General features: G+C 64.3%; 24 protein-coding genes and 1 pseudogene. 4 read left to right on the top strand and 21 right to left on the bottom strand.

The window, feature by feature from the left end; translation table 11 throughout:
* The first annotated feature begins 49 nt into the window (after window positions 1–49).
* On the top strand, window positions 50–547 hold the full coding sequence (locus Q0C17_RS02595) for a prolyl-tRNA synthetase associated domain-containing protein (protein WP_291200857.1): 498 nt from the start codon (window positions 50–52) through the stop codon (window positions 545–547).
* 60 nt (window positions 548–607) lie between these two features.
* On the opposite strand, the gene Q0C17_RS02590 is transcribed toward Q0C17_RS02595, so the two are convergent.
* Both Q0C17_RS02590 and Q0C17_RS02585 read right to left on the bottom strand, forming a co-directional pair.
* Window positions 608–1648: an aspartate-semialdehyde dehydrogenase gene (locus Q0C17_RS02590; protein WP_291200855.1), complete on the bottom strand. Its 1041-nt coding sequence runs from the start codon at window positions 1646–1648 to the stop codon at window positions 608–610.
* 76 nt (window positions 1649–1724) lie between these two features.
* Entirely contained in the window at window positions 1725–3473 is a 1749-nt protein-coding gene (locus Q0C17_RS02585) for a S8 family serine peptidase (protein ID WP_291200852.1), read from the bottom strand.
* A 119-nt stretch (window positions 3474–3592) separates the two neighbouring features.
* On the opposite strand from Q0C17_RS02585, the gene Q0C17_RS02580 reads away from it, so the two are divergent.
* Window positions 3593–3964 (top strand): nuclear transport factor 2 family protein, encoded by a 372-nt coding sequence (locus tag Q0C17_RS02580; protein ID WP_291200850.1) that lies wholly within the window; start codon window positions 3593–3595, stop codon window positions 3962–3964.
* A gap of 6 nt (window positions 3965–3970) precedes the next feature.
* On the opposite strand, the gene Q0C17_RS02575 is transcribed toward Q0C17_RS02580, so the two are convergent.
* The 4 genes and pseudogenes from Q0C17_RS02575 to Q0C17_RS02555 form a co-directional block, all read right to left on the bottom strand.
* Window positions 3971–6475 (bottom strand): hypothetical protein, encoded by a 2505-nt coding sequence (locus tag Q0C17_RS02575; RefSeq protein ID WP_291200847.1) that lies wholly within the window; start codon window positions 6473–6475, stop codon window positions 3971–3973.
* 96 nt (window positions 6476–6571) lie between these two features.
* Window positions 6572–6997, bottom strand: a pseudogene (locus tag Q0C17_RS18140) (DUF1801 domain-containing protein).
* Window positions 6998–7002: 5 nt separating this feature from the next.
* Window positions 7003–8193: an amidohydrolase family protein gene (locus tag Q0C17_RS02560; protein WP_291200836.1), complete on the bottom strand. Its 1191-nt coding sequence runs from the start codon at window positions 8191–8193 to the stop codon at window positions 7003–7005.
* A gap of 41 nt (window positions 8194–8234) precedes the next feature.
* Window positions 8235–8774: a GNAT family N-acetyltransferase gene (locus Q0C17_RS02555; RefSeq protein ID WP_291200834.1), complete on the bottom strand. Its 540-nt coding sequence runs from the start codon at window positions 8772–8774 to the stop codon at window positions 8235–8237.
* A 150-nt stretch (window positions 8775–8924) separates the two neighbouring features.
* Here Q0C17_RS02555 and Q0C17_RS02550 point away from each other — a divergent pair, with 150 nt between their 5' ends.
* Window positions 8925–11291: a TonB-dependent receptor gene (locus Q0C17_RS02550; protein WP_291200832.1), complete on the top strand. Its 2367-nt coding sequence runs from the start codon at window positions 8925–8927 to the stop codon at window positions 11289–11291.
* A 64-nt stretch (window positions 11292–11355) separates the two neighbouring features.
* On the opposite strand, the gene leuB is transcribed toward Q0C17_RS02550, so the two are convergent.
* The 14 genes from leuB to Q0C17_RS02480 all read right to left on the bottom strand — a co-directional run bounded on the left by leuB (window position 11356) and on the right by Q0C17_RS02480 (window position 22840).
* The gene (leuB, locus tag Q0C17_RS02545; protein ID WP_291200830.1) at window positions 11356–12408 is read right to left on the bottom strand and encodes a 3-isopropylmalate dehydrogenase; all 1053 of its coding nucleotides are present in this window, start codon (window positions 12406–12408) and stop codon (window positions 11356–11358) included.
* 46 nt (window positions 12409–12454) lie between these two features.
* Entirely contained in the window at window positions 12455–12691 is a 237-nt protein-coding gene (locus Q0C17_RS02540; protein ID WP_291200826.1) for a hypothetical protein, read from the bottom strand.
* Between the two features lie 61 nt (window positions 12692–12752).
* Complete coding sequence (locus Q0C17_RS02535; protein ID WP_291200823.1) at window positions 12753–13004, bottom strand: hypothetical protein; 252 nt, start codon at window positions 13002–13004, stop codon at window positions 12753–12755.
* A 77-nt stretch (window positions 13005–13081) separates the two neighbouring features.
* Complete coding sequence (locus Q0C17_RS02530) at window positions 13082–13378, bottom strand: putative quinol monooxygenase (protein ID WP_291200820.1); 297 nt, start codon at window positions 13376–13378, stop codon at window positions 13082–13084.
* Window positions 13375–13536: a hypothetical protein gene (locus tag Q0C17_RS02525; RefSeq protein ID WP_291200817.1), complete on the bottom strand. Its 162-nt coding sequence runs from the start codon at window positions 13534–13536 to the stop codon at window positions 13375–13377. Before Q0C17_RS02525 ends, Q0C17_RS02530 begins: the two co-directional genes overlap by 4 nt.
* A gap of 33 nt (window positions 13537–13569) precedes the next feature.
* A complete protein-coding gene (gene leuD, locus Q0C17_RS02520; protein ID WP_291200815.1) occupies window positions 13570–14199 on the bottom strand; it encodes a 3-isopropylmalate dehydratase small subunit in 630 nt (209 codons plus the stop codon).
* Between the two features lie 10 nt (window positions 14200–14209).
* Window positions 14210–15058 carry a VOC family protein gene (locus tag Q0C17_RS02515; RefSeq protein ID WP_291200812.1) on the bottom strand — a complete coding sequence of 283 codons (849 nt, stop codon included), beginning with the start codon at window positions 15056–15058 and terminating at the stop codon, window positions 14210–14212.
* Complete coding sequence (locus tag Q0C17_RS02510; RefSeq protein WP_291200809.1) at window positions 15055–15690, bottom strand: glutathione S-transferase family protein; 636 nt, start codon at window positions 15688–15690, stop codon at window positions 15055–15057. The genes Q0C17_RS02515 and Q0C17_RS02510 overlap by 4 nt, the downstream gene beginning before the upstream one ends.
* A gap of 82 nt (window positions 15691–15772) precedes the next feature.
* Complete coding sequence (cysK, locus tag Q0C17_RS02505; RefSeq protein WP_291200805.1) at window positions 15773–16756, bottom strand: cysteine synthase A; 984 nt, start codon at window positions 16754–16756, stop codon at window positions 15773–15775.
* Window positions 16757–16858: 102 nt separating this feature from the next.
* Complete coding sequence (bioB, locus tag Q0C17_RS02500; RefSeq protein WP_291200802.1) at window positions 16859–17818, bottom strand: biotin synthase BioB; 960 nt, start codon at window positions 17816–17818, stop codon at window positions 16859–16861.
* 26 nt (window positions 17819–17844) lie between these two features.
* Complete coding sequence (leuC, locus tag Q0C17_RS02495) at window positions 17845–19242, bottom strand: 3-isopropylmalate dehydratase large subunit (protein ID WP_291201118.1); 1398 nt, start codon at window positions 19240–19242, stop codon at window positions 17845–17847.
* Window positions 19243–19461: 219 nt separating this feature from the next.
* Entirely contained in the window at window positions 19462–20025 is a 564-nt protein-coding gene (gene rplS, locus Q0C17_RS18135) for a 50S ribosomal protein L19 (RefSeq protein WP_366914741.1), read from the bottom strand.
* Entirely contained in the window at window positions 20012–20737 is a 726-nt protein-coding gene (gene trmD / locus Q0C17_RS02485) for a tRNA (guanosine(37)-N1)-methyltransferase TrmD (protein WP_291200799.1), read from the bottom strand. Before trmD ends, rplS begins: the two co-directional genes overlap by 14 nt.
* A 297-nt stretch (window positions 20738–21034) precedes the next feature.
* Window positions 21035–22840, bottom strand: coding sequence for a monovalent cation:proton antiporter-2 (CPA2) family protein (locus Q0C17_RS02480; protein ID WP_291200796.1), 1806 nt, complete (start codon window positions 22838–22840; stop codon window positions 21035–21037).
* A gap of 110 nt (window positions 22841–22950) precedes the next feature.
* Here Q0C17_RS02480 and Q0C17_RS02475 point away from each other — a divergent pair, with 110 nt between their 5' ends.
* Window positions 22951–23700 (top strand): glycosyltransferase family 2 protein, encoded by a 750-nt coding sequence (locus Q0C17_RS02475; RefSeq protein ID WP_291200793.1) that lies wholly within the window; start codon window positions 22951–22953, stop codon window positions 23698–23700.
* 22 nt (window positions 23701–23722) lie between these two features.
* On the opposite strand, the gene Q0C17_RS02470 is transcribed toward Q0C17_RS02475, so the two are convergent.
* Window positions 23723–25111: a beta/gamma crystallin-related protein gene (locus tag Q0C17_RS02470; RefSeq protein ID WP_291200790.1), complete on the bottom strand. Its 1389-nt coding sequence runs from the start codon at window positions 25109–25111 to the stop codon at window positions 23723–23725.
* Window positions 25112–25172: the final 61 nt, after the last annotated feature.

Here is a 25172-nt window from a genome sequence, read left to right as displayed (position 1 = left end):
GTCGCTCTAGCTTCTTGACGGGACGGGCAAGTCTTGGCGAATGGGCGCCATGCAAGCAAGCCCTGATGACCTCTTTGCCTATCTCGATTCCCTCGGCATCGCGCATTCGACCGTGTGGCACGAGCCGTTGTTCACGGTCGAGCAGTCCGGCGCGCTGAAAGCCGAGATGCCGGGCGCGCATACCAAGAACCTGTTCCTCAAGGACGGCGAAGGCACCCTCGTGCTGATCGCGGCGGAGGCCCACAACCAGCTGAAGCTCAACCAGCTGCACAAGTTCATCGGCACGAAGCGCCTGTCCTTCGGGCCGGCAGAACTGATGACCGAAGTGCTCGGCGTGGTGCCGGGATCGGTGACGGCGTTTGCACTGATGAATGACCGCACGCGCCGCGTGCGCTTCCTGGTCGATGCGCTGCTGGCGGGGGAAGAAGCCGTGAATTTCCATCCGCTGGTAAACACCGGCACGACGGCCATCAGCCAGGCCGATTTCCGGCGCTTCGTGGCGGCGACCGGGCATGGGTTCGAGGTGGTGGATTTTTCGGTCCTGTGAGGAAGCCCTTCACCCGTCCCCTCCCCTTTGTGGAGCGAAGACGGGCGAAGTCTTGACGGACTAGGCCCGAGCCTTGGCCGTTTCCGGCTTCAGGATGCCGCGGTTCAGAAGTTCCTCGGCGATCTGGACGGCGTTGAGGGCGGCGCCCTTGCGCAGGTTGTCAGAGACGCACCAGAAAGCGAGGCCATGTTCGACCGTGGTGTCGGCCCGGATACGGCTGACATAGGTCGCCCATTCGCCAGCAGCTTCCTTTGGCGTGATGTACAGGTCTTCCTTCGGATCATCGACCACCATCAGGCCGGGGCTTTCGCGCAGCAGGGCGCGGCACTGCGCAGCGCTCATCGGGCCGTTGAGCTCGATGTGTACGGCCTCGGAATGGCCGACGAAAACCGGCACCCGCACGCAGGTCGCGACGAGTTCGATGGCGGGGTCGAGAATCTTCTTCGTCTCGACACTCATCTTCCACTCTTCCTTCGTGTAGCCGTCATCCATGAAGACATCGATCTGCGGGATGACGTTGAAGGCGATCTCCTTCTGGAAGACCGACGGCGCGGGCTCGTCATTGACGAAGATGCCGCGCGTCTGGTTCCACAGCTCGTCCATCGCTTCCTTCCCGGCGCCGGAGACGGACTGGTAGGTGGCAACAACAACGCGCTTGATGCCGACCGCGTCATGGATCGGCTTCAGCGCGACGACCAGCTGGGCGGTCGAGCAGTTGGGGTTCGCGATGATGCGCTTCTTGGCATAGCCCATCACGGCATCGGCGTTCACTTCCGGCACGACCAGCGGCACATCCGGGTCCATCCGCCAGGTGGAGGAGTTATCGATCACGATGGCGCCGGCCTTGGCAATCTTGGGCGCCCATTCCTTCGACACCTTCCCGCCGGCCGACATCAGCACGAGGTCAACGCGGCTGAAATCGAACTGTTCGAGGTCATGACACTTCAGCGTACGGTCGCCATAGGAGATTTCCTGGCCGATCGAGCGGCGCGAGGCGATGGCGTAGACTTCGTCTGCCGGAAACAGGCGCTCGTCGAGAATGTTGAACAGCTCCCGCCCGACATTGCCGGTGGCGCCGACGACTGCGATGCGTGTGCCCATGATACTCTCCTGCTCAGGTCATTTCGGGGCCTTATGGCGCAAGTGGTAGCAAAGTCAAAGCAGGGTTGGCTGGAGCTCACGGAACCTGCGAGAGATCCAAACTGCCCAAGCCACAGTTTGCAAAGCACACATCCGTAAGGCCGGGTATCGGTTGCAAATCGGACCGGCCTTCACAAGGAAGACTACATTGGCGGGCATCCATCGAGCGCGTGGCTCGAAGCACGACATCTGCCGCATCCTTTGTCGAAAGGTCCGGATTGGCTGACTTTACCAGTGATATGGCTCCAGCCACAATCGCTGCTGACGCTGAAGTCCCAGTCTCGATCGAGTAGTCGCAGTCTTCGGTTTTAGCCCCGCTTTCCGCTCGGCAGTCTACAGAATACTTCGCCCCAACTAGGCCATCTGGGTAGCCATCGAGGTTCCGATCAACCGTATTATCGCCTCCGGGCGCCATCAGATCGGCGCCGCTGTTTGTATATGGCGCTGGCTTCCCACTCGGATCGGTCGCGCCCACTGAAATTACACCGCGGCAACTAGCGGGCGCTGTCTCGCTTTTTGAGGACCGCGTATTTCCCGCCCCTGCAATGACAATCGCGCCTTCCGCGCGCGCAGCGTCAATGTTTCGCTGAAGAGATGCGGGACACTCAGACGGCAGGCTAAGAGAGATAAGTATGATATCTGCGGGGTTCTGATTTATCGGGGCACCTGGGCCCGCATCCAGGCCAGCTGCCCATAGTATTCCGCGATTGACCTCTGATAGCTTCCCGCCGCAGTTTCCGACTACCCTGATGGGTACGATGCTCGCGTCAGGTGCGACACCAATCATCTTTGATCGCCCTTCGCCTCGGGCGATAAGAACCGATGCATGAAAACTCCCGTGAAGCTCAGAACCACCGTCAGTGTTAAGCGCATCACACATGATGCCAGTGTCCGAAGGGTCACTGTCCGGGCCGTCGGCATCACCAGCCATTTCCGGATCAGAAACAAAGTCAAATCCTTGCAGAAATCCCGGGTGCCGGACGAATTCGTTGTGCTGGAAATAGATGCCCGTGTCGATCTGCGCGATCACCACGCCCTTGCCGCTGGCTCCTGTGCGCTGACGATACTCCTGAATGCCTGAGCCACCGTTTTCAGCCGGACCCAAGTGCCACTGAAGCTTATGAAAAGGCACATCCGCCGCCGCAGAGTTGGTGTTGGATACATCCGCTGGCTCTGCCAATGAAGCGATGGGATCAGGCTCAATTGTGGACGCACCCTCCGGGACCACCGGAACAAAGTGCCATGCACCGATCAATACACCAGCAGCTAGCGCAAAAGCTGCGGCAACCTGCACCAATCGCCTTGGCAAACTCGTGCCGCTTGCAGGAGACCGCAGCGGGTTGATCCGTGGGAGCTTGGCGAGTTCCGACTTTGTGTCGGGAGATAACTCGGATGCATGTCCGGTTCGTTCACAAATCTCTTTGACTAACGAATCGAGCTGCGGGTCCAGTATTGAGCCATCCCAACGCTCGAGATGATGCGCATGCAGATGCTCAAATCCTGCTGGAGGCTGGACTTTCTGCAAACGAATGGGAAGTAGCTTGGCCTCAGCAAGCGTCGCTTCCCGCTTTACCCAATCAGACTTGATGCTTTGTTCGCACCAAACCGGAATGACTAGTTTTGCGGATGTGATTTCGACTTCGATTTGCTGCTTGAATGAAGTTCCAGCTTCAAGACCGTAATCCCACCAAACCGACAAGCCGTGCGCTCGCAGAATGGTCGCCAAACGCGCGACAATAGCCCGCCGCTCGTCTGTGTTCCTGTAAGACAAAAAAACATCCGCCATTGCGCTTCTCCCACAACCCCTCTGAAACATACGCAAAGATGCGATAAGGTGAAGTCAGAATTGCTTGCACGCTAGTGCCCGGTGAGGCAGGTAACTCGGTCTGTGGCAAGGACAACCAAGTGCTGGACGAGATCATCCGCCGTTACATCGCGAGCTATAATGACCGGGACATCGACGCGATGCTGGCCTGCGTGACCGATGATGTGGTGTTTGAGAACATCTCGAATGCCGGCCAGTCGATGCGCCTCGATGGCAAGGGCATGATGCGGCAGGTGGCGGAAGTCTCCGGCAATGCATTCTCGTACCGCCGCCAGCGGCTGATCAACCTGGTGACCAGCGAAGCCAAGGCGGCGGCGGAGATCGAGTTCGAGGGCCGCGCGGCGGTGGACCTGCCAAACGGCGTGCGGGCGGGCGAAACCGTAAAAGTGCGCGGGGCGAGCTTTTTCGAGTTCCGCGGGCCCCTGCTCTGCCGGATCGCGGATTATAGTTAGGCCGCTCTACTCTTTCGGTTTGAATACGCCCGAATAGGTTATGCCCGCGAAGCTGACGAGGAAGGTGCCCAGCAAGGCGTAAACCGCCTTGGCCCAGGTCCAAAGCGTAACTTCGTCGAACAAGGTCACCGCCGGCATGGCTGGCAGGAAAGCCATGTCCCCGGCCAGGCGCGAGAGCGGGATACCCGGGAACAGGCCAGCCTGGCCGATATCCGCCGGATCACAAAGCGACTCCTGACGCAGGTCGATGATCGGAATGGCCGTATCCAGGGCGTAAAGCGCCGGCACAAGCGACAGGCAGGCTTGCGGGTCGCCGCGGCTCGAGAGGTCGACCAGCACGTTTCGCGCGAGCATGGCCTCGGCACCCACGATGCCGCCGATCCAGAATGCAATCAGCGTCACGGTCGCACGCAGCGCCGAAAGACCAAAGCCGAAGGGAACTTCCGCAAACACCCAGACGAACGGCCGGATCCAGAGCGGACGGGCCCGGTTTTCCTCACGGTAGCCTTCGCGCTGGATCCGGCGTGCGTCGGTATGGCGGCCCGACCGCGCGAAGGCGACGGCGCACTCCTGCCACGGATGCGGGGATACGATCCGATGGCCCTTGGCGGTCTGGTCGCTGCTGCGCTTCAACCATCGGGTCCGGGTTTGCCATGGCACGCCGTCGGACGAGTCTACTTCGATCTGGCGCAGGCTGATACTGTCGAGGCGGATGCGGCGGGCGCCGGACCAGGCGGAGTCGGCAAAGCTGCCCAGCGTATCGATCCGGGCATTCGACAGATCGACGATACCATCAAGCGTGTTGTCATGCGCGTAAAGTCCGCCGTCTACGGAACATGCGCTTGCATTGAACGCTACACCGTCGGGCCGCGTGAACCGGCCGCCCTGGCAGACGAAGTCTCCAGCCACCCGCGCCTTCCAGAAAATGGTCGTGCCGTCCGCCTCGAACTTGTGGTGGTTCATCGCGACGAGCCGGACATGGCCGCCGACGGCGCAGGCGCTGGCATCCAGCGCGTCGCCGTCCGGATGGCTCAGCGCTGCACCCAAAAAGCTGAGCGACTTGCCGATGCTTCCATTGGCCAGCCTGACTTCACCGGTAGATTCGAACCGGAAATCCTCATAGGCATCAAAGTTGGCAAGGCCGCCAATCTCGATACCGGCGGCGGCGAGCGCGAGCCCGCCAGGATTGTTCAAACGTGCGCCGTGGCACGCGAAGTCCCCGGCGACCCGCGCGTCCCAAAACAGGCACGCCCCTTCGGCCTCGAACCGCGTCCCGTCGATCGGCATCAGGTGAACATGGCCGCCGACGCTGCAGGCGTTGGCATCCAGCGCGTCGGCGCCGGGATGGCGGAGGTTCGCACCGAAAAAAGCGAGGTCCTTGCCGATGGTCGAGTTCGAGAGCTGCACCTCGCCCTCAGCTTCAAAGCGCGAACCATCGACCATGTCGAAGCCGGCCCGCCCACCCACCTGGATGCCTGCAGCCGCAAGCGCAGTGCGACCGGGCGCAGACAGGCGCGCGCCGTTGCAGATGAAGTCGCCGGAGACTTTCGTGTCCCAGAAGATCGCTTGGCCACAAGCCTCGAACCGGTAACCTCTGGCGACGGTCAGGCGAACGTGCCCGCCGATTGTGCTGGCACTGACATCGAGCGCGTCTCCGTCAGGGTTTGATACGGAGGCGCCGTAAAAACTGAGATTCTTTCCGACGCTGGCGTTTGACAGGCGCACTTCACCTTCAGCAACAAAGCGGCGCTCGTCGAGCAGGTCGAAGGTTGCCTCGCCGCCGATGTTGACGCCGGCCGCATCGAGCGCGAGGCCGTCGCGGCCCTTGATCGTGGAGCCGTTGAATGCAAGGTCGCCGCCGATGAAGGCGCTCGACATCCGCACAACGCCCTCAGCGACGAAGCCCATCTCGAACAGGGCGCTGCCCTCGATCCGGGCAAGCCAGAGGTTCAAGGCCGGGGGCACCATTGTCAGGCCGCGCGGCACGTCCCCGGGGCATTTCAGCAATGCCCCGCGCGCCCACAGATCGCCGCCGATCCGTGCCGCCCGCAGGCGGATATACGCCACCGGCTCATCCGGCGACGGCAACGGAGAAGCGCCCCTGAAGTCAAAGTCTCCGCTGACCTTGACGCCTTCACCCCAGAGTTCGCGAAACCGGCTTTGGCGGATCGAAAAGCGGGAGAGTTCCGCATTGGTAATGTCAATGCGGCCGGTGAAATCACACTGCTCAAGGGCGACAACGCCAAAGCCACCGCCGCCCGGCGCGGTGCAGTCTGCGAGGTCGAGATCGCCGTCCACCCGGAGACCCCGAATCCGCAGGCCCGACGGGAGACCGGCAACGCGGCTATCGAGCCCGAGCAGCATGTCCCGGAGGAACCGGGCCGAGACGACCGGTTTGACCTCGGCGTCATATCCCGGTGCCAATGTCAGGTCCGCCCAGGCCCCCTCACGCAGCGCCGCGATCAGCGCCTGCTCATCAGCCAATGGCCCCGCACCAAACCCGACTTGCATCCCCAAGATCCCCGACCCGGCTTTTGCCGAGGATGGATAGGCCAGACTCCGGCGGAGGCAATAGCCCTTTGCCAGAAGCGCTGACAGCTCAGTGGTTCAGGGTTTCCAGCCTGGAAGCCTGGAAGCCTGTTTCACCCATTTTGCCAGCTGGGCCTCGTCGAACTCCCCTTCGTAGAGATCGATCCAGCGGGCTTCACCGCTCTTGGGCGTGAATCCGGGTAGCGGCGGGTCGAGTTCGGCGCCCTTGAAGAAGGTAACCTTCACATACCGCGTCAGCACATGGAAGGTGACGAACCAGCCCTGCCCTTCCATGCCCTAGAACGGCGAGTTCCACTTTACGGCTTTCTGCACCTTGGGCACGGCCTTGACGATCAGCGCGTCAAGGCGCGCGCCAACTTCCCGTTTCCAGCCCGGCATGGCCGCGATGTAGGCCTGCACCGGCGCGTCGCCCTCGCCCTTGGCGATCTGCGGATTGCCGCCGGAAAGAAGGACGACTTTCGCGGGCTTTGTCTCTTTCGCCATCTGGTTCAGGCCGACTGTTGCAGTTTCGGCCGCCGCAGATCCGCCGCGAGCCCCTCGCCCATCAGGTCGATGAAGTTTTCCGAGTAGAAGTTCGTAACCTGCGCCGGCGTGCAGCCCGCGAGGGTTTCATCAAAGCGTTTGAGCGGGTTTCGGCCGCCTTCGACATGCGGATAGTCCGACGAGAAGAGGCAGATTTCGTCGCCGGCATTACGGATGATCCAGCCGGCATCCTCATGCGGATACGGCGCTGCGCGGAAACTCCGGCGTACAATCTCGGACGGCTTCGCGGAGAGCTTCTGCAGCCGCTCCTCATTCCGGACGAACGCATGCGCAGCCGAATCCATGGACCGCATCCATCCGGGCACCCAGGCCGCGCCAAGCTCGATGGCGCCCCATTTCAGCTTCGGGAACCGGTCAAACACGCCGTCGAAGATCAGCGTCGCTAGCGTCTGCATCGCCGATTGCGGGATCGGCATGTAGGAGACCGAGGTGAAATTGTCGTCGCCGCCATGGAAGTCCGGCACCGGTGGCAGGCCGTTGGCCTTGTAGACCGGGTTCATTTTCTCCTCGCCGCCGACATGCAGGAGGATCGGCAGGCCCGCCTCTTCTGCAAGGCGCCAGACGGGGTCGAGGCCGATATGGCTGGGCGAATGCTTTTGTGGGCACACGGACGGCACCATGATCGCCTTGGCGCCAAGCCTGATCGCGAGGCGAGCGGTGGCCTCCGCGCGCGCGAAATCTTCGAGCGGCACATAGGCGGCCGGCAGCAGGCGCCGGTCGATCGAACAGAAGTCCGTCATCATCCGGTTGTGCGCATCGGCGGCGGCGTAGCAGAGCTCCATGTCATCCGACTGGTCGAGCCCGAAATTGCCGAGGCAGAAAGTCGTGAACACAAGCTGGCTGGCGAAGCCGAGCCGGTCGAGTGCGGCAGGACGGTCCTCGCGGCGGAATGATCCGAGGGCGGTATAATTCTTGTTGAGCAGGATCGCATCAGCTGCGGCAGCGCGGTAGGCGGCGTCCTCATGGCGGGCGCGTTCTTCGTTCATACGGTCGGCATGGGCGTGTTTCCACTGGTAGACCGGCAGATCGTGATACCGTGCGAGCAGGCGTTTCTCGAAATAGGGGTCGAGTACGTCGGTCATTTCCATCAGGTGGCTGTCGGCGTCGTGAATCAACCGTCCGGCGGCGTATGACATTGCGTGGTTCCTCCCGGGTCTTCTAGTTTTGCAGGAAGATGTCACAAGGGCGCAGGCTTGTCCAAACGGCGGGTCATCACGATCATCCGGCCGGGGCCGTCCCAGAGCTCTTCTTCTGAATCGCGGGTCACGGCGAAGCCATCGGCGAGATACATCTGCATCGAGGCCGCCAGGCCGTCCGTGGTCTCCAGATAAACCTCCCGCCAGCCCTGCGCGGCGGCGTGGTCCATGGCCGCGCCAAACAGCGCCTTGCCGAGGCCGAACCCGCGCGCCTCAGGCAGGAGCACGACCCAGCGCAGCTGGCCGCGCGCGCCCCGGTCGATCATCGCAGCGCAGCCGAGGGCCTCGGCGCCGCGCTCGGCGAACCAGACGCGGCTGGCGTTTCCGGGGGCACCAAGGCCGGCTTCAGCAACCGTCAGATCTACATAATCGGCGAACCCGGCAGCGAACCGCAGGCCTTCTCCGGCATAGCCGCGTCGGTGCAGGTCGACGATCAGATCACGGTCGCCCGGGCGCCAGTCGCTTCGCAGGCGAATGCCGCGAGGCAAGGTACCTGCCGGTGGGGGAAAATCGCGTGACATTTTTGCCTGTCCCAAAGTAATTTCGCGGCGCAAGCGCTTTCCGGCGGGCCGGGATATTTGTCCGGTGCGCCCAGCGCGTTAGTTTCCGGTCCAGAGGCAGGAGACGTCAATCCGGAAAACCGGGACGCCCTGTCCATCCGGGAGGAAAGAATGAAAACCTACATGAAGTTCAGCGCCTCAGCGCTGGCGTTGGCGCTGATGGTGGCCACGCCGCATGCCTTTGCGCAGGAAGCGTCCGAAGACGCCGAAGCGCGGCAGAAGACGGTTATCGTGACGGCGACCAAGCGCGCCGAGACAATCCAGGACGTGCCGTTCTCAATCAATGCGCAGACGGCCGAGGACATCGCGCGGACCGGCGCCGGCAATCTTGAAGACGTGGCCCGCTCGGTGGCGGGCCTGTCGATCCAGAACCTCGGGCCGGGCCAGAGCCAGGTCGCCGTACGCGGCGTCTCGGCCGGCCAGATCGTGCGCGACCAGCCGGGCGTGAAGGAACAGGTGGGCGTGTATCTCGACGAGTCGGTCGTCTCGCTTTCGCTGTTTACGCCGGACATCGACCTTTACGACCTCAACCGCGTGGAGACGCTGCGCGGGCCGCAGGGGACGCTGTTCGGCTCCGGCTCGGTCGGCGGCACGGTGCGCTACATTACTAACCAGCCCGTGCTGGGCACGCAGGAAGGCAGCCTCGAGGCGAGCCTCAACACGATCAAGGACGGCGGAACCGGCGGCCACATCAAGGGCATGGTCAACCTGCCGATGGGTGAGACGGTCGCGCTGCGCGCGGTCGGCTATCACACCGAGTATGGTGGGTGGATCGACGCGACGGGTCCGGCGGCCGACGAGGATGTCAACAGCGGCAGCCGCACCGGCGGGCGCATCGCGCTGACTTTCCAGCCGACCGATACGCTGACCATCACACCGCGCATCCTTTACCAGGAAATCGGAGCGGATGGCTTCAACCGCTCGGAGGCGTTCAACTGGCTCTCGCGCACCACGACGCTGCCGAAGGACACACAGTTCCTGCTGCGCGAGGAGGAATTCTCCGACGAGACGATGATCGCGGACCTGACCGCAAGCCTTGATCTCGGGGCCGTGACGCTGACCTCGGTCACAAGCTATATCGACCGCGACATCCTGGTGAGCCGCGATGCCAGCGCGCTGACGCAGAGCGTATCGTTCGACCTCGGCTTCAATCCGGCAGCGTTCGCCCTGCCTTCGAACCTGCGGGACGTGACGACCTATGAGAGCCTCACGCAGGAAGTACGCCTCAGCTCCAACTCCGACGGCCCGTTCAAATGGCTCGGCGGCGTGTTCTACTCGACCAATGACCGTGACTATAACCAGCGCCTGCCGACGCCCGGCTATGACGCATTTACGGACGCGGCCCTCGGTGCCGGCACATCTGCCGCGGTCGCCAATGGCTTCCCGCTCAACTCGCCGTTCAACTCCGACCTCTTCTACTCACTGACGCAGTGGGCGGCGTTCGGCGAGGCGAGCTATGACCTCACCGAGCAACTGACGGTGACGGCAGGCGGGCGCTTCTACGACTTCGAGGAAGACCGCACGATCTCCTCGGGCGGCCTCTTCGCCAACGGCGACTCGAACGTCCAGGATACGACGTCCTCGGACGGTTTCACCCCGCGCGTGCTGGCCAGCTATGAGCTGAACGACACGGTGACCCTGAACGCACAGGCCAGCCAGGGCTTCCGTCTCGGAGGCGTCAATGATCCGCTGAACGTGCCGCTCTGCACCCCGCAGGACCAGGCGATCTTCGGCGGCTTCCAGAGCTATGGCGACGAGAAGCTGTGGAACTACGAAGCCGGCCTGAAGGCGCAGACCGGAACGGTCACGTTCAATGCGGCGGCCTTCTATACCGACATCAAGGACCTGCAGGTCACGCTTGATGCCGGCTCCTGCTCCTCGCGCATCGTGTTCAACGTCGACAAGGCGCACACGGCCGGCGTCGAGGCAGAACTCGGCTGGAGCCCGGTGGCAGGTCTCGACCTCAACCTTTCGGCCAGCGTGCTGGAAGCGAAGTTCGACTCCACCGTGCGGGCGGGCAACGGCAACGTCATCGGCGGCATCGAGGATGGCAACCGTCTGCCCTCCGTGCCGGAACTGCAACTGTCTGCAGCCGGCACCTATCGCTGGACCCCTGGCTGGGTGAACGCCGATGCGTTCGTCTCCGGCTCCGTGCAGCATATCGGCGACCGCTACACGCAGCCGAGCGATCAGCTGCCGACGCAAGGCCTGCCGGCTGCCACCGGGCTCGCACTCGGCGCCCTCACGGGCCTTGAGAACCCGCGCAACCTGGTGGACTTGAACCTCGGCGCCTACACGACGCTGAACGCCAGCACGGGCCTCGAGTTCGAGACCTGGTCGGTGACACTGTTTGCCAACAACCTCACGGACGAGGACGCCCAGCTCTCCTTCGACCGTGAACGCGGCGGCCGTGCCCGCCTCGGCTTCCACGGCAACCAGCCGCGTACCTTCGGCATCACGCTGCGCAAGACGTTCTGATCCGGATACGGACAGTCCAGAAGGAAAACCCCGCAGCGTGCTGCGGGGTTTTTCATGTCGGACCTCAGAGCGCGGCGATGATCGCGTCGGCCATCTGGCGGGTGGTGAGGCCGCCCCCGAGATCTCGGGTGCGGGCGCCCCGGTCGAGCGCCTTGCCGACGGCCGCGAGGAGGGCGTCCGCCGCCTTTTCCTTCCCGAGCGACCAGCGCAGCGCCATCTCAAGCGAGAGGATGGCGGCGCAGGGGTTGGCGATGCCCTGGCCTGCAATGTCCGGCGCCGAGCCGTGTACGGGCTCATAGAGTCCGGGCACACCCGGCGCACCGAGCGAGGCCGACGGCAGCATGCCGATCGAGCCGGTAAGCATCGCAGCTTCGTCTGAGAGGATGTCGCCGAACAGGTTGTCGGCGAGGATCACGTCGAACTGCTTTGGCTGGCGCACGAGTTCCATGGCGCAGGCGTCGGCATACATGTGGCTGAGGGCGACGCCGCCGCCGAACTCGGCATGGGCGAGCGTAACTTCCTGGCGCCAGAACAGGCCCGATTCCATCACGTTCGATTTTTCGACCGAGCAGACACGGCCGCCGCGGCCGCGCGCAATGTCGAACGCGACACGCGCGACGCGTTCGACTTCCGGATGGGTGTAGATGGCGGTGTCATAGCCGCGGCGCAGGCCGCCGGCTTCGTCGATGCCGCGTGGCTGGCCAAAATAGACGCCGCCCGTCAGTTCCCGGACGATCATGATGTCGAGGCCTTCGACGCGGTCGCGCTTCAGGCTGGAGGCGTCCACGAGCGCCGGGAAGCAAAAGGCGGGCCGCAGGTTGGCAAATACATCAAGGCCTTTGCGCAAGGCAAGGAGGCCGGCTTCCGGGCGCTTGTCGCGCGCTGCGCCAGCCCATTTCGGTCCGCCGACGGCGCCGAGCAAGACCGCATCCGACTGGCGCGCCTGCTCCAGCACCGCGTCCGTCAGCGGCGTAGCGTGCGCATCGAAGCTCGCCCCGCCGACGAGGCCGGTCTCAATGACGATGTCGGAGACAAGCAGCTCCGCAATGCGGCGTGCCTCGGCGACAACTTCGGGCCCGATGCCGTCGCCAGGCAGGAGGAGAAGGGTGCGTTTCATGTGGGCAAATCTCTTGGAGTGCGCTCGGAACGTGGGGCAAGGCAGATCAGGGCTGAACGCCCTGACGGGACGTGCTCAGCAAGCCTTCGCTACGCGCCTTCTCGTCTTCATCATGCTTGGCCCAGTCTTCGACCGTGCGGCAGTCCTTTTTCGGAAACTTCGAGCCGGTGACCTCGATGGAACGGCATTCCTCTCGTTCGTTGGCTGCAAGTTCCTTGGGCGTGCCGGCGCAACCAGTCAGCGCCACCACCAGGACTGCGGCAACTCCAACAGTTCGGGTCATTGGTATCTCCATAGCAAGTTTGCCGGACCCGCTATCGGACGCGGCTGATCGAGGCAAGAACTTACATCGTGGCGGGATTGGCGTCTTGCTTCGAGTTGTCATAGAGGCCGACATTGCGGGCGCGGTCTTCTTCATCCCGGATGGCCCACTGCTTCGGCGTGAGGCACTCACGCTTGATAATGTTGGAGCCGGGCATCGGGGCAGCGCGGCAGACTTTTTCCACGCCGGGCTCTTCGTCGGCCCGCATAGCCGGGCTACCCGCGCAGGCGGAAAGGCTGACGGCCAGAGCGGCAACAACAATCGGATAGCTCATGGGTCACTCCCTTCTGCGGCAGCGGCCATGGCTACCGGCCGGAAAACCGGTGGGCAAGCCGGAAATGGACCGGAAAGTCAGATGGGCTCGGGAGCGGCCTCGTAGAGGCGCAGGGACCGGTCCGTGATGCCAAGCTGCGGGAAGAAGGACCGCCAGGTGGCCATATGAGCTGCAGAGAAATGCGCCGTCAGCGCCGCGCGGCTCTCCCACCGCTCGGTGACGCGGATGAGGCTCGGATCCAGCACATCGACCGCGTAGGCGTAATCGATACAGCCCGGCTCGGCGCGGCTGGCACGGATCATCTGCTCCATCACCGGGCGGGCGGCTTCGAGGTTTTCCGGCGGGATGCGGACAGTGCCTTCGATGACAATCATGGTTGGGGCTTCTCCGGCTCGGCCGTCTGGGTTTCTGCGGGCTTCTCCGGGATCTTCACGCCGCGCACTTCGGGTTTCGTGCCGAACGGATCGGTGAGACAGCCGGCGAGGCCGGAGAGCAGGATCAGCGGCAGGATCAGGCGGGCGGCGCGGGGCATAGGATGTGTCTCCGGTTGCAGCCCGATCTGTGATCAGCGGGCGGGTTCGAGCCAGGGGGTAGCAAGGCGGCGCTGCGCCTCGAACGTGTCGATCTGCGGCGCAGCTGTCAGCGAGGCGCCGATCTCGTCGAGGCCGGCCATGAGGTTGGACTTGCGGCCGGGGTCGATCTCAAACCTGTGCACTTCGCCATCCGGCGTGGTGACGGTCTGCGTCGCAAGGTCCACAGCAAAGACGTGGTTGGCGCCGCCAGCTTCCTTCGCTAGTTTTTCGCACACATCCACTGGAAGGCGGACAGGCAAGATGCCGTTTTTGTAGCAGTTGTTGTGGAAGATATCGGCGAAGCTCGGCGCGATGACGCAGGTAATGCCCTGATCCAGCAGCGCCCAAGGGGCGTGCTCGCGCGAGGAGCCGCAGCCGAAATTCTCGCCGGCGATCAGGATTGAGGCTTTGTCGTAGGCCGGCTTGTTGAGGACAAAGTCGGGGTTCGGCGAGCCGTCCGACTTGGTTTTCAGCTCATGGAACAGACCTGTGGCGAGTCCGGTGCGGGTCGTCGTTTTCAGGAACTGTTTCGGGATGATCATGTCCGTGTCGACGTTCGACATCGGCTTGCCCTTCTCGAGAAGGGGCGCGGCGGTTCCGGTGAGAGCAGTGAATGGGGTCATGTGAAGTCTTTTAGTCGGCCACGCCGGAAATGAACAGGGTGGGCACGCCCATCGTGCCATCGCGAACGGTAAAGACGCGCGTTCCCGCGCGGCGGCCCGTGCGCACATCCGAGATGTTGAAGCCCTTGGCGGCGAGGCGGTCATGCGCCGCCTCGATGTCGCCGACGCGCCAGGTGAGACCCCAGAAATTGTCGGGCCCGGCGGCATCCTCCGCCTGCCCCAGCCGGTGGGCGATCTCAACCGTCAGCCCGCCGGTGCGGAAAAAGATGAGGCGCACGCCCCATTCCGGCGCAGACCTGTCGAGCGCCAGACGCAGGCCGAGCTTGGCGCCATAGAGGGCCATCGCACGGTCCGGGTTCGGCGTGTTGATGACGAGATGGTCGAGCGCATGGACATGGCCGAGGGGCACTTCGGCCGGCTCCAGCGCGCCTTCGAGCGGCTCGACGAAAAACCAGCGAATGGACGCCGTGCGCTCCGGCGGCGTGCGGAAGCTGCGCCAGGTGCGGCGCGCCTCGCGGTTCATGTCTTCGCTGAGAGCATCTTCGATCGCAGTCGGCGCGAGGTCGAGGCGGGACAGGGCGCGGTGATCTCCGGCAAGATCCGCGGAGCGAAACGCGAGCGACTTGAGGCCTGGGCCCTCCTCGGCGATCCGCGCCCGCAAGTGTTCCGCGCTTGATCCGTGCCCGGACGGTGCGACGAGTTCGAGCGCAGTATTGCCCAGCTGGAACAGCGCCGTGGCGACGCCGGCATCACTGACGGCGCGCCAGTCCGGCGCGCGGCCGAGCAAGGCGGCATAGACCGCCACGCCCATGTCAATCTCGGGCGCCAGGATCACGATGTGATCGACGCCGTTGATCATGCCTTCACGCTCGCTTGCGGCAGGCAGTCACCCACGCCCTTGAAACCGGGCAGCGCCTCGACACGCGCCAGCCATTTGCGGACATTGCCATAGGCGGCGAGATCGATCCCGGCCTGCGGCGCGTAGGCAGCGATGCCATAGATGTCGATGTCGGCAATGGTGGCACCTTTGCCGACGAGCCAGTCGCGCCCGTCGAGCAAGCCGTTCAGCTCTTTGAGTGCGGCCAGCGCCGTCTGCAGGTTGGCTTCGGCAATCGCTTCAGGAAACTTGAAGAAACCGAGCTTGGCGGCGCGGGTGCGGTAAATGCCGGTCGTGAGGTTTCCGGCGCCCCAGAGCTGCCATTCGCGCGCGCGCAGGCGCTCGCCGCGGTCCTTGCCGCCGAACTTGCCGATCTCGTCGGCGAGATAGTCGAGAATGACGGAGGACTGACAGAGGCAATAGTCTGTCTGGCTGTCTTCCAGCACCGGCACCTGGCCGTAGCGGTTGCGGGCGAGGAAGGCGTCGGCCTTGTGGGCGCCGGCGCGCAGGTCGACATGCTCATAATCGAACGCCGTGCCGGTGAGGCGCAGCATCAGCGCTACCTTATAGGTGGGGCCGGAGGCGAAGATGCCGTGAAGGGTGTAGCGAGCCATAATGTTTCCTCGGAGTTTCTTGCCCGCTGTTACCACCATGGCCCGGAACTTGGCGAGCCCTGCCGCCGGGATCGTTTGCGTGTCAGAGGCCTTCGAACAGCGCGGTCGAAACATACCGCTCGGCGAAGCTGGCGAGGATAACCACAATGGTCTTGCCCGCCATGTCCGGGCGCCTGCCGAGCTGTACCGCCGCACAGGCAGCGGCGCCGGAGGAGATGCCGCCGGGGATGCCTTCAATCCTGGCGAGCCTGCGCGCTGTTGCGATGGCGTCCTCGTTCGACACTTTGAGCACTTCGTCGATGAGGCTGGTGTCGGCATTGCCGGGCACGAAGCCGGCGCCAATGCCCTGGATCATGTGCGGGCCCGGCGCGCCGCCGGAAAGGACCGGTGAGGCGGCGGGCTCGACAGCATACATCCTCAGAGATGTCTTGCGCGGCTTAAGCACGCGGCCTGTTCCAGTGAAGGTGCCGCCGGTGCCGATGCCGGAGACGATGGCATCGACCTTGCCGGCCGTGTCGGCCCAGATCTCCTCGGCGGTCGTCTTTTCGTGGATGGCGGGATTCGACGGATTGTCGAACTGGCTCGGCATAACGGCGCCTGGGATCGAATCCAGCAATTCCTTCGCCTTGGCGATGGCGCCGCCCATCCCCTTCTCTTTCGGTGTGAGCTCGAGTTCGGCGCCGAGGAAGGCGAGCATCTTGCGCCGCTCGATCGACATCGATTCCGGCATCGTGAGGATCAGGCGATAGCCGCGCTGAGCGGCGACGAAAGCGAGACCGATGCCCGTGTTTCCCGAAGTCGGCTCGATCAGCGTGCCGCCGGGCTTCAGTTTGCCTTCAGCCTCGAGGCCAAGGACCATGGCAAGACCGATCCGGTCCTTCACGCTGGCGAGCGGATTGAAGAATTCGAGCTTGAAGAGAAGGTCAGCGCCGACGCCTTCGGCCTTGGCAAACTTCTCGGCGCGCACCAGCGGGGTCGACCCGATGGTTTCCAGGATCGAGCCGTAGACGCGGCCGCGCGGGCCATCGAGCGTGACGCCGCCATCGAGTTTCACGGTTCCGGACATGGGGGTCTCCCTTCAGAGATGAACTTGAAGGGGGAATATCGGCCTGCGCGCGGGGATACGCAACCGATGGGCGTGTTTAGCTAAACTGAAGGCGCCTTCAGCTCAGCATTTAGAACATCCACCACCCACCGACTCCAGCAGCTTTGCGTCCTTGTCCATGCCGGGGTTCGGTGTGGTGAGGAGGCGGTCGCCGACGAAAATGGAATTGGCGCCGGCCAGGAGACAGAGCGCCTGGCCTTCGGAGCTCATCGACTCGCGCCCCGCCGAAAGGCGCACCCAGCTTTGCGGGAAGACGATGCGGCAGGTAGCGATGGCGCGGACGAGTTCGAGCGTATCGAGTTCGGCGCTGCCCCCAAGCGGTGTGCCCTTGATGGGGACGAGCTTGTTGACGGGCACGCTTTCCGGATGCGGCGTCAGTTTCGAAAGTTCGTGGATGAGGCCGACGCGGTCGGCGCGGGATTCGCCCATGCCAAGGATGCCGCCGCAGCAGAGCTTGATGCCCGCCCTGCGCGCACGGCCAAGCGTTTCTAGCCGGTCATCGTATGTACGCGTACTGACGACATCGCCATAGTACTCGCGCGAGGTGTCGAGGTTGTGGTTGTAATAGTCGAGCCCGGCGGCCTTCAGCGCTTCGGCCTGCCCCTCTTCCAGCATGCCGAGCGTAACGCAGGTCTCAAGACCCTCAGCCTTCACCGCGGAAATCATCTCGGCGACTTTCGGCAGATCGCGGTCCTTCAGCGAGCGCCAGGCGGCGCCCATGCAGAACCGGTCGGCGCCGTTGGCTTTGGCGCGGCGGGCAGTCTCTACGACTTCGCCGAGGGGAAGGAGTTTCTCGGCCTTCAGCCCGGTGTCGAACTTGGCGGACTGGCTGCAATAGCCGCAGTCCTCCGGGCAGCCGCCTGTCTTGATCGACAGGAGCTGGGATTTCTGGACGGCGCCGTCCTTCCAGTTGGCAGCTTTCACGGCGAGCGCGCGGGCCATCAGCTGGTCGAGCGGGAGCTCATAGACAGCGGCGATCTCTTCGCGGGTCCAATCCTGGCGGGGAGTGAGATCATAGGCCATGTCGAGTCACCTGTTCAGAAGACGGATTAACCGATGACGCCGTTGATGGCGGCGCGGGCAGCAAGGGTGGGGCTCATCAGGTGGGTGCGGCCACCCCGGCCCTGACGGCCTTCGAAGTTGCGGTTGGACGTGGATGCGCAGCGCTCACCTGGGGCGAGGATGTCCGGGTTCATGCCGAGGCACATCGAACAGCCGGGCTCGCGCCATTCAAAACCGGCCTCGAGGAAGACGAGGTCGAGGCCTTCTTCTTCTGCTTGCGCGCGCACGAGGCCGGAGCCCGGCACGACCATGGCGCGCACACCGGCAGCGACCTTGTTGCCTTTGGCAACGGCCGCCGCCGCGCGCAGGTCTTCGATCCGGGAGTTCGTGCACGAGCCGATGAAGACGCGCTGCACCGGCGTGCCGGCGATGGGCTTGCCGCCTTCGAGGCCCATATAGGCCAGCGCGCGTTCGCAGGCGCCGGCCTTCACGGGATCGGAAAAATCCTCCGGCCGCGGAATGATGCCGGAGAGGGCAATCCCTTGCTCGGGGCTCGTACCCCAGGTGACGGTCGGCTCGACATCCTCGCCCTTGATGGAGAGCACATGGTCGAACGCCGCATCGTCATCCGAGCGCAACGTCTGCCAGTAGCGTTCCGCCATTTCCCAGGCGCCGCCCTTGGGCGCGGAGGGGCGGCCCTTCACATAGGCAAAGGTCTTCTCGTCCGGCGCAACGAGACCGGCGCGGGCGCCGCCCTCGATGGAAAGATTGCACAAGGTCATGCGGCCTTCCATCGAAAGCGCGCGGACAGCCTCTCCGCGATATTCGATGACGTAGCCGGTGCCGCCGGCGGTGCCGGTGATCGCGATGATGTGGAGCGCGAGGTCCTTGGCGGTGACGCCTTCGCGGAGGCGTCCGGAGACATCCACCGCCATGTTCAGCATCTTCCGGGCCCGGAGCGTCTGCGTGGCGAGTACGTGCTCCACCTCCGAAGTGCCGATCCCGTGCGCCAACGCGCCAAAGGCGCCGTGCGTGGACGTGTGGCTGTCGCCGCAGACGATTGTCATGCCTGGCTGGGTGCGCCCCTGCTCCGGGCCGACGACGTGGACGATGCCGTTATTGATGTCGCCCATTGGAAAGTACTGGATGCCATACTCAGCGACATTGCGCGTCAGCGTCTCGAGCTGGTTGCGCGCCTCGGAATCCCTGACGCCGGCGAGGCCGAGAGACTGGTTTTCGGTCGGGGTGTTGTGATCGGCCACAGCAAGGGTCAGCTCCGGGCGGCGCACGCGGCGGCCAGCGACCTTAAGACCGTCAAATGCCTGCGGCGTTGTCACCTCGTGGATGAGGTGGAGGTCAATATAAAGGAGGCTCTCACCCGAGGCCGGGTCAGTGTGGACGACATGCGCGTCCCAGATCTTGTCGTAGAGGGTCTTGCCGGGCATTTCAGTCTCGTTGTTGGCGCGCCGCACCATAGCGGCAGATGCGGCGGAGGAAAGCCCGCAGACCTGCAGACCGGCCATGCGCGGCGCAAGATTCTGCCTCTCGGGGCGCCGTTCAGCGCGCGCCAGGAAATTTTCTTGCGGACATAGTGCCAAAAGCAGAACGCCCCCGCCGTGAGGCAGGGGCGTCTGTTGATTTCAAGAGCCCGAAGGCCGGAAATCTTATTGCTCGGCGGGCTTTTCAGCGGCGGCAGCAGCTTCTGCGGCAGCGGCCTCTGCGGCGGCGACGGCCTCGGCAGCAGCCGCGGCTTCAGCAGCTTCGGCGCGGGCTTTGGCAGCGGTGTCCTTGCGGGCGACCTTTTCGGCGTCCTTCTGGCGGCGGCGCTCGGTTTTCGAGACGGCAACTTCTTGTGTTTCGATGCCGTGGCCCGTGGTGCGCTCGGCGATACGAGCACCTTTGCCGCGCAGGTCACGCAGATAGTAGAGTTTCGCGCGGCGGACGCGGCCCTTGCGGACAACTTCGATCGAGTCGATCAGCGGCGAGACCACCGGGAACACACGCTCGACGCCTTCACCAAAGGAGATCTTGCGAACCGTGAAGCTCTCGTTGAGGCCCTGGCCGGCGCGGGCGATGCAGACGCCTTCATAGCGCTGGACGCGCTCACGGTCGCCTTCCTTGATCTTCACGTTCACCGCCAGCGTGTCGCCGGGCGAGAACGCGGGAATTTTCTTGTCGCCGAGAACGCGGGCCATTTCGGCCGTCTCAAGCTCTTTAATCAGGTTCATCGCCAGTCTCCGGCGCAACAGAAGTGGGGGGTCGGGAGTAAGCGGCGTATAAATCGGGGCGGCGGTCAAAAGTCAACGCCTTTGAGCGGTCCAAACGCCACTCTTCTATACGCTTATGGTCGCCGGAGAGGAGAATGTCGGGAATCGGATGCCCTTCCCAGTCCCTGGGCTGGGTATACTGCGGGTGTTCCAGGAGGCCGGTCTCAAAGGATTCCCCCGTGAGGGAGGCCGAATTGCCCGCCACACCAGGCAGAAGCCGGACCGCCGCCTCAACCATCGCCATCGCCGCCACATCCCCGCCCGCAAGGACAAAATCGCCCAGCGAGACCTCCTGCATGCCCCGTGCTTCGATAGCGCGCTCGTCCAGCCCTTCGAACCGGCCGCAGAACAGGATGACGCCCGGCCCAGCCGCCCAATCGCGGGCCTGTTGCTGGTTAAACCGGGGGCCGCGGGGGGAAAGGTAGACGAGGGGGCGGCCATTCCGGGGCACACTGTCGATGGCGGCGCCGGCCACATCTGCCCGCAGGACTAGGCCCGCCCCGCCTCCGGCCGGCGTGTCATCCACCTTCCGGTGCCTGCCGAGGCCGAAGGTCCGCAAGTCCACCGTTTCCAGCGCCCACAGCCCCTCGGCGCGCGACCGGCCAAGGATCGAGACGCCGAGCGGGCCGGGATATGCCTCGGGGACGAGGGTTATGCAGGTCGCGGTGAACATGGGCGCCTGCCTAATCCATCCCGCCCAGACTTGCCATAACCTTCACCCGGCCGATCGATTGAAAGTTGCAAACAATAAACTCTGGGTGGATCTTTCTTGACAGGGGGTGTCAGGTCGCGGCGGAAAAGATCCTGACGAAACTCTAAACGCTGGACGACATCAACAAGGTCAACCGGAACGGGGTATTGCGGGATTGGTATTTACCGCGATGGCTCTGTTCGGCTTGTTGTTCGTCGCGTTCTCCGGCTGCCTGCCGGCGCATCGCCGGCACCGAAGCCGCCACGGCCATCTTCTGACCTACCCCCCCACGGAGCGATCCTCCGAGCCGGGCATACGGTCCGGCGTATCCTTTGGGCTCTCGCTGCCGTCATTGCCAAACATCAGCTCCCGCCCCGCATGCATGCCGCCTGTCAGCTGCAACGCAAAGCGCTCCTCGTCCCTGCGGCGGAGTTCCTCGATCGCATCATCGATGGCGCCTTCCGGCTCGCCCAGCCGGTCGAGCGCCGCGCGGGCAAACTTGATGGCGGACTCGAACGTCTCGCGCACCGGATAGTCCACACCGGCCTTGACGAGTTCGAGGCCGTGCTCGCGGTCATAGGCGCGGGCGAGCAGCAGCGTGTTCGGAAATTCGTGGCGCACGAGCTGCACGATGCGCGTCGCGGCGGGCCGGTCGTCTACGCAGACGAGGATGAGCGAGGCATGATGCGCGCCGGCGGCGTGCAGGATGTCGAGCCGCTGGCCATCGCCGAAATAGACCTTGAACCCGAACGAGGCGGCAACCCGGATCATCTCCGGATCATTGTCGATGGTGGTGACGGAATACCCCCGCGCCAGCAGCGGCTGGCTTACGATCTGGCCGAAGCGGCCGAAGCCGATCAGCAGCGCCGTGCCGGACACCTCCTTCGGCGTCTCGGTCCCGCTGGCATCGACCTCAACTTCCGGCATCAGCCGGTCATGGATCAGCACGAAGAGCGGCGTCATCACCATCGAGACGATGATGATCGCTGTCAGAATCGCACTGCCTTCGGGATCGATGATACCGACTGCGAGCGCGGCGGCGTAGAGCACGAAGGCGAACTCTCCGCCCTGCGTCATCAGAACGGTGCGCTCGAGGGCCTCCCGGTGGCTGGCCTTGAACACGCGTGCGACGCCGTAGACACCGGCGGCCTTGAGCAGCGTGAAGGCGACGACGCTGATGGCGATCAGCCGCCAGTTGTCGGCGACCACATTGAGGTCCAGCGACATGCCGACGGCCAGAAAAAACAGGCCGAGCAGGATGCCGCGAAACGGCTCCACGTCCGCTTCGAGTTCATGGCGGTAGGAAGACTCCGAAAGAAGCACGCCGGCCAGGAACGCGCCCAGCGCGGTCGAAAGGCCGCCGAGCTGCATGCCCCAGGCGGCGCCCAGCACGACGAGGAGCGCAGCGGCGGTCATCACTTCGCGCGCGCGGGCAGCGGCGAGGATTCGGAAGATCGGGTTCAGCAGGTACCGCCCGGCGATGAAGAGCGCGAGGATGGCGCCGAGGCCGATGGCGACACTGGTCAGCCGCTCCGTCATGGTCACTTCGCCTGCCCCGGGCGCGAGGAAGGCGACCAGCGCCAGAAGCGGCACGATCGCGAGATCCTCGAAGAGCAGGATGGAGATCATCTTCTGCCCCTTCTCCTTCGCGAGGTCGCCGCGTTCCTGCAGCATCTGCATGACGATCGCGGTGGATGTCAGCACGAAGCCGGTCCCCGCGATAAGCGAAGTCTGAGGTGAATAGCCAAGCGCGACACCGACCCAGGAGAGCAGGAGAATACAGACGACCACCTGCGCCAGGCCGAGACCGAAGATCTGTTGCCGCATCCCCCAAAGCCGCGAGGGCTGCATCTCAAGGCCGATGATGAAGAGGAACATCACCACGCCCAGCTCGGCGACGTGCAGGATTTCGGCGGGCTCGGTGAAGATACGGAAGCCGAAGGGGCCGATGACGAGGCCGGCGGCGAGATAGCCGAGCACCGAACCGAACCCGATGCGCTTGAAGATTGGAACGGCCAGCACGGCTGAACCGAGCAGGACAACCAGTGCGCCGAGATCCGGCCCGTGCGCGACTTCAGCAGCCATGCCTCTTTCCCCGTTGCGAGGCCCCAGCCTTACAGCTGATCCGCCATCCCGCAAACCGCCAGCGGCGAAGGCCCGTTGGAATCGGCCGCGGGCTGGACTAGGCAAGGGGCATGGACCGCGCCCCTGCCCTTTCCGTGCTTATCCCCTTCTTCAATGAGGCGGGCAATGTGCACCCCGTCATCGACGAGGTGCATCAGGTGCTGGCGGGCATCGATTTCGAGGTGATCTGCGTCAACGACGCCTCGGGCGACGCGACCGGGGCGGAACTGGCCGAAGCGAAAGCCGCTCATCCGGGGACGGTCACCGTCCTGACCCATGTCGCCCGGCGGGGCAAATCGGCGGCGCTCTATACCGGCCTCAAGTCCGTGCGCGGCACCTGGGTACAGCTACTCGACGGCGACGGACAGAATGATCCCAGCGATACAGCGCGCCTCTGGGCGCAGGTGATCGCGCCTAGCGCCCCGCCCCGCCTAGGTATCATCGCAGGCAAGCGCAACAGCCGCAACGATTCCGGCTTTAAATGGGTACAGTCGCGGGTGGCCAATGGCGTGCGCCGTTTCGTGCTGCAGGATGATGCGACCGATACGGGCTGCGGCTGGAAACTTATCCGCACCGAGGCCTTTCGCGAGCTGCCCTATTTCGCCTCCATGCACCGCTTCCTGCCGGCTTTGATCAAACGGGCCGGATGGGATGTGCGCGAAGAATTGGTGAACGACCGCCAGCGGCTGGCGGGTCAGTCGAAGTATGGGTTTCTTGGCCGGCTTGGCGCCGGTGTCTTCGATCTGGTCGGCATGTTCTGGCTGGTCCGCCGGGGCGGTTACGGCGTCGCCGCCGAGTGGAATGACCCACGCGGCGGCTGATCCGCTTTCTCCTTAGGCGTCGTTAGTCCTCGTCGCGGCGCGATTCGCTGGCGCCGTCGAAGCGGCCGCCACGACCACCTTCACCATCCCCGCCCCATGGACCATCGCCGTCTGGGCCCCGGCGCGATTCGCTTGGTGGCGGCGGGGGCGGCGAAGCGATACTCGCGCCGCGACCTGAGCCGCCATCCGTGCCAAATATTCCGCCGCCGGACATCCCGTCAAAGCGGCCACCGCCGTCACCGCGCCCGCCATCACCGCCGCCGCGCGGACGGTCTCTGCCCCAGCCATCCGTACCCGGACCACCGAGCAGGCCGCCGGCATCGTCGCCACGCCCTCCCCGGCCCTCATCGCCCCAGCCCGAGCGGGGTTCGCGCGGCAAATCTGCCGGCGGGGTTACTATCGTGGCGCCGCTGCCTCCATCGGGGGTCCAGCTACCACCACTGCCGCCGGACCAACCGTCCCGCCCGCCTCTTCCATCGCGGCCGGGCCTGGGGTCGGTTGGAATCGGTGTCACGGAGCCAGAACCACCGGCACCAGGGCCCCAGCGGTCACCGGGTACATCGCGCGGCGGCGGACGATCATCGCTATCGTCACGACCATCGCGTCCGTCACGGCCATCGTCGTCTCCACGGCGCCAGTCGCGTCCACCACCACCATGGCCACCCCAGCCGTCACGGCCGTCGCGGCGCCAGTCATCATTGTCACGCCAGCCATCGCGCCCGTCGCGCCAGCTCCAGTGGCCCTTTCTCCAATCAGTGCGGTGCCAGTCCCAGCCTGACCAGTAAGGGTTGAGCACCGACGGGCGCGGATGGCGCCGATAGGTCGTGGTGTAGCGGATCGTGCCGCGCGGGCCCCAGGCGAAGCCGTAGGGATCATAGCCCCAGGTCGGGCTGTAATAGCCGTAGCGGTAATAGTCCGGCGAATAGCCATAGTGCGACACGCTCAGGCCCCAGGAACTGGCATAGCCATAGTTCCAGGTGTCATAGCCGTAGGATTCGTTGTGCGCGTAGCGGATGTAGCCATACTTGTCGCGCGTGAAGAGGAGGCCGTGGCTGGCCTCGGTATACTCGTAAATGGGGCGTACGGACGAAATCCGCCCGGCAAGGCCGAACCAGCCGAGATCGCTTACATCTTCCGTGATAAAGGCGCAGCGGCCGGTGAAGTTCTTATGCTCGCAAACTTCCCACTGACCGGCGAACACCGCGATGGAGCGGGTGCGGTCATTGAAAGCGAGATCGTTCATCGTCGCGAAGGGATCGTAGACATCCCGGATATCGCCGTAGAAGTTTTCCTCGCTGAACAGCGCGATGGCGGCGGGCGCATCGTCATAGCCCTGCGCGAGGGCGGCGGGGCCTGAAAAGAGGGCGGGAACCGTGACGGCAATAACGGTGCGCAAAGACAAGCGGCGCATGTGGGACCCTTTCGTCCATTACACCTGCAAAATGCCACGGGCGATATGAACCGCACGCAAC

It is taken from the genome of Hyphomonas sp., assembly GCF_022844445.1.
GTDB lineage: Bacteria > Pseudomonadota > Alphaproteobacteria > Caulobacterales > Hyphomonadaceae > Hyphomonas.
The sequence above is the reverse complement of the archived record's forward strand: the minus strand, read 5'-3'. Positions and strand labels throughout refer to the sequence as shown.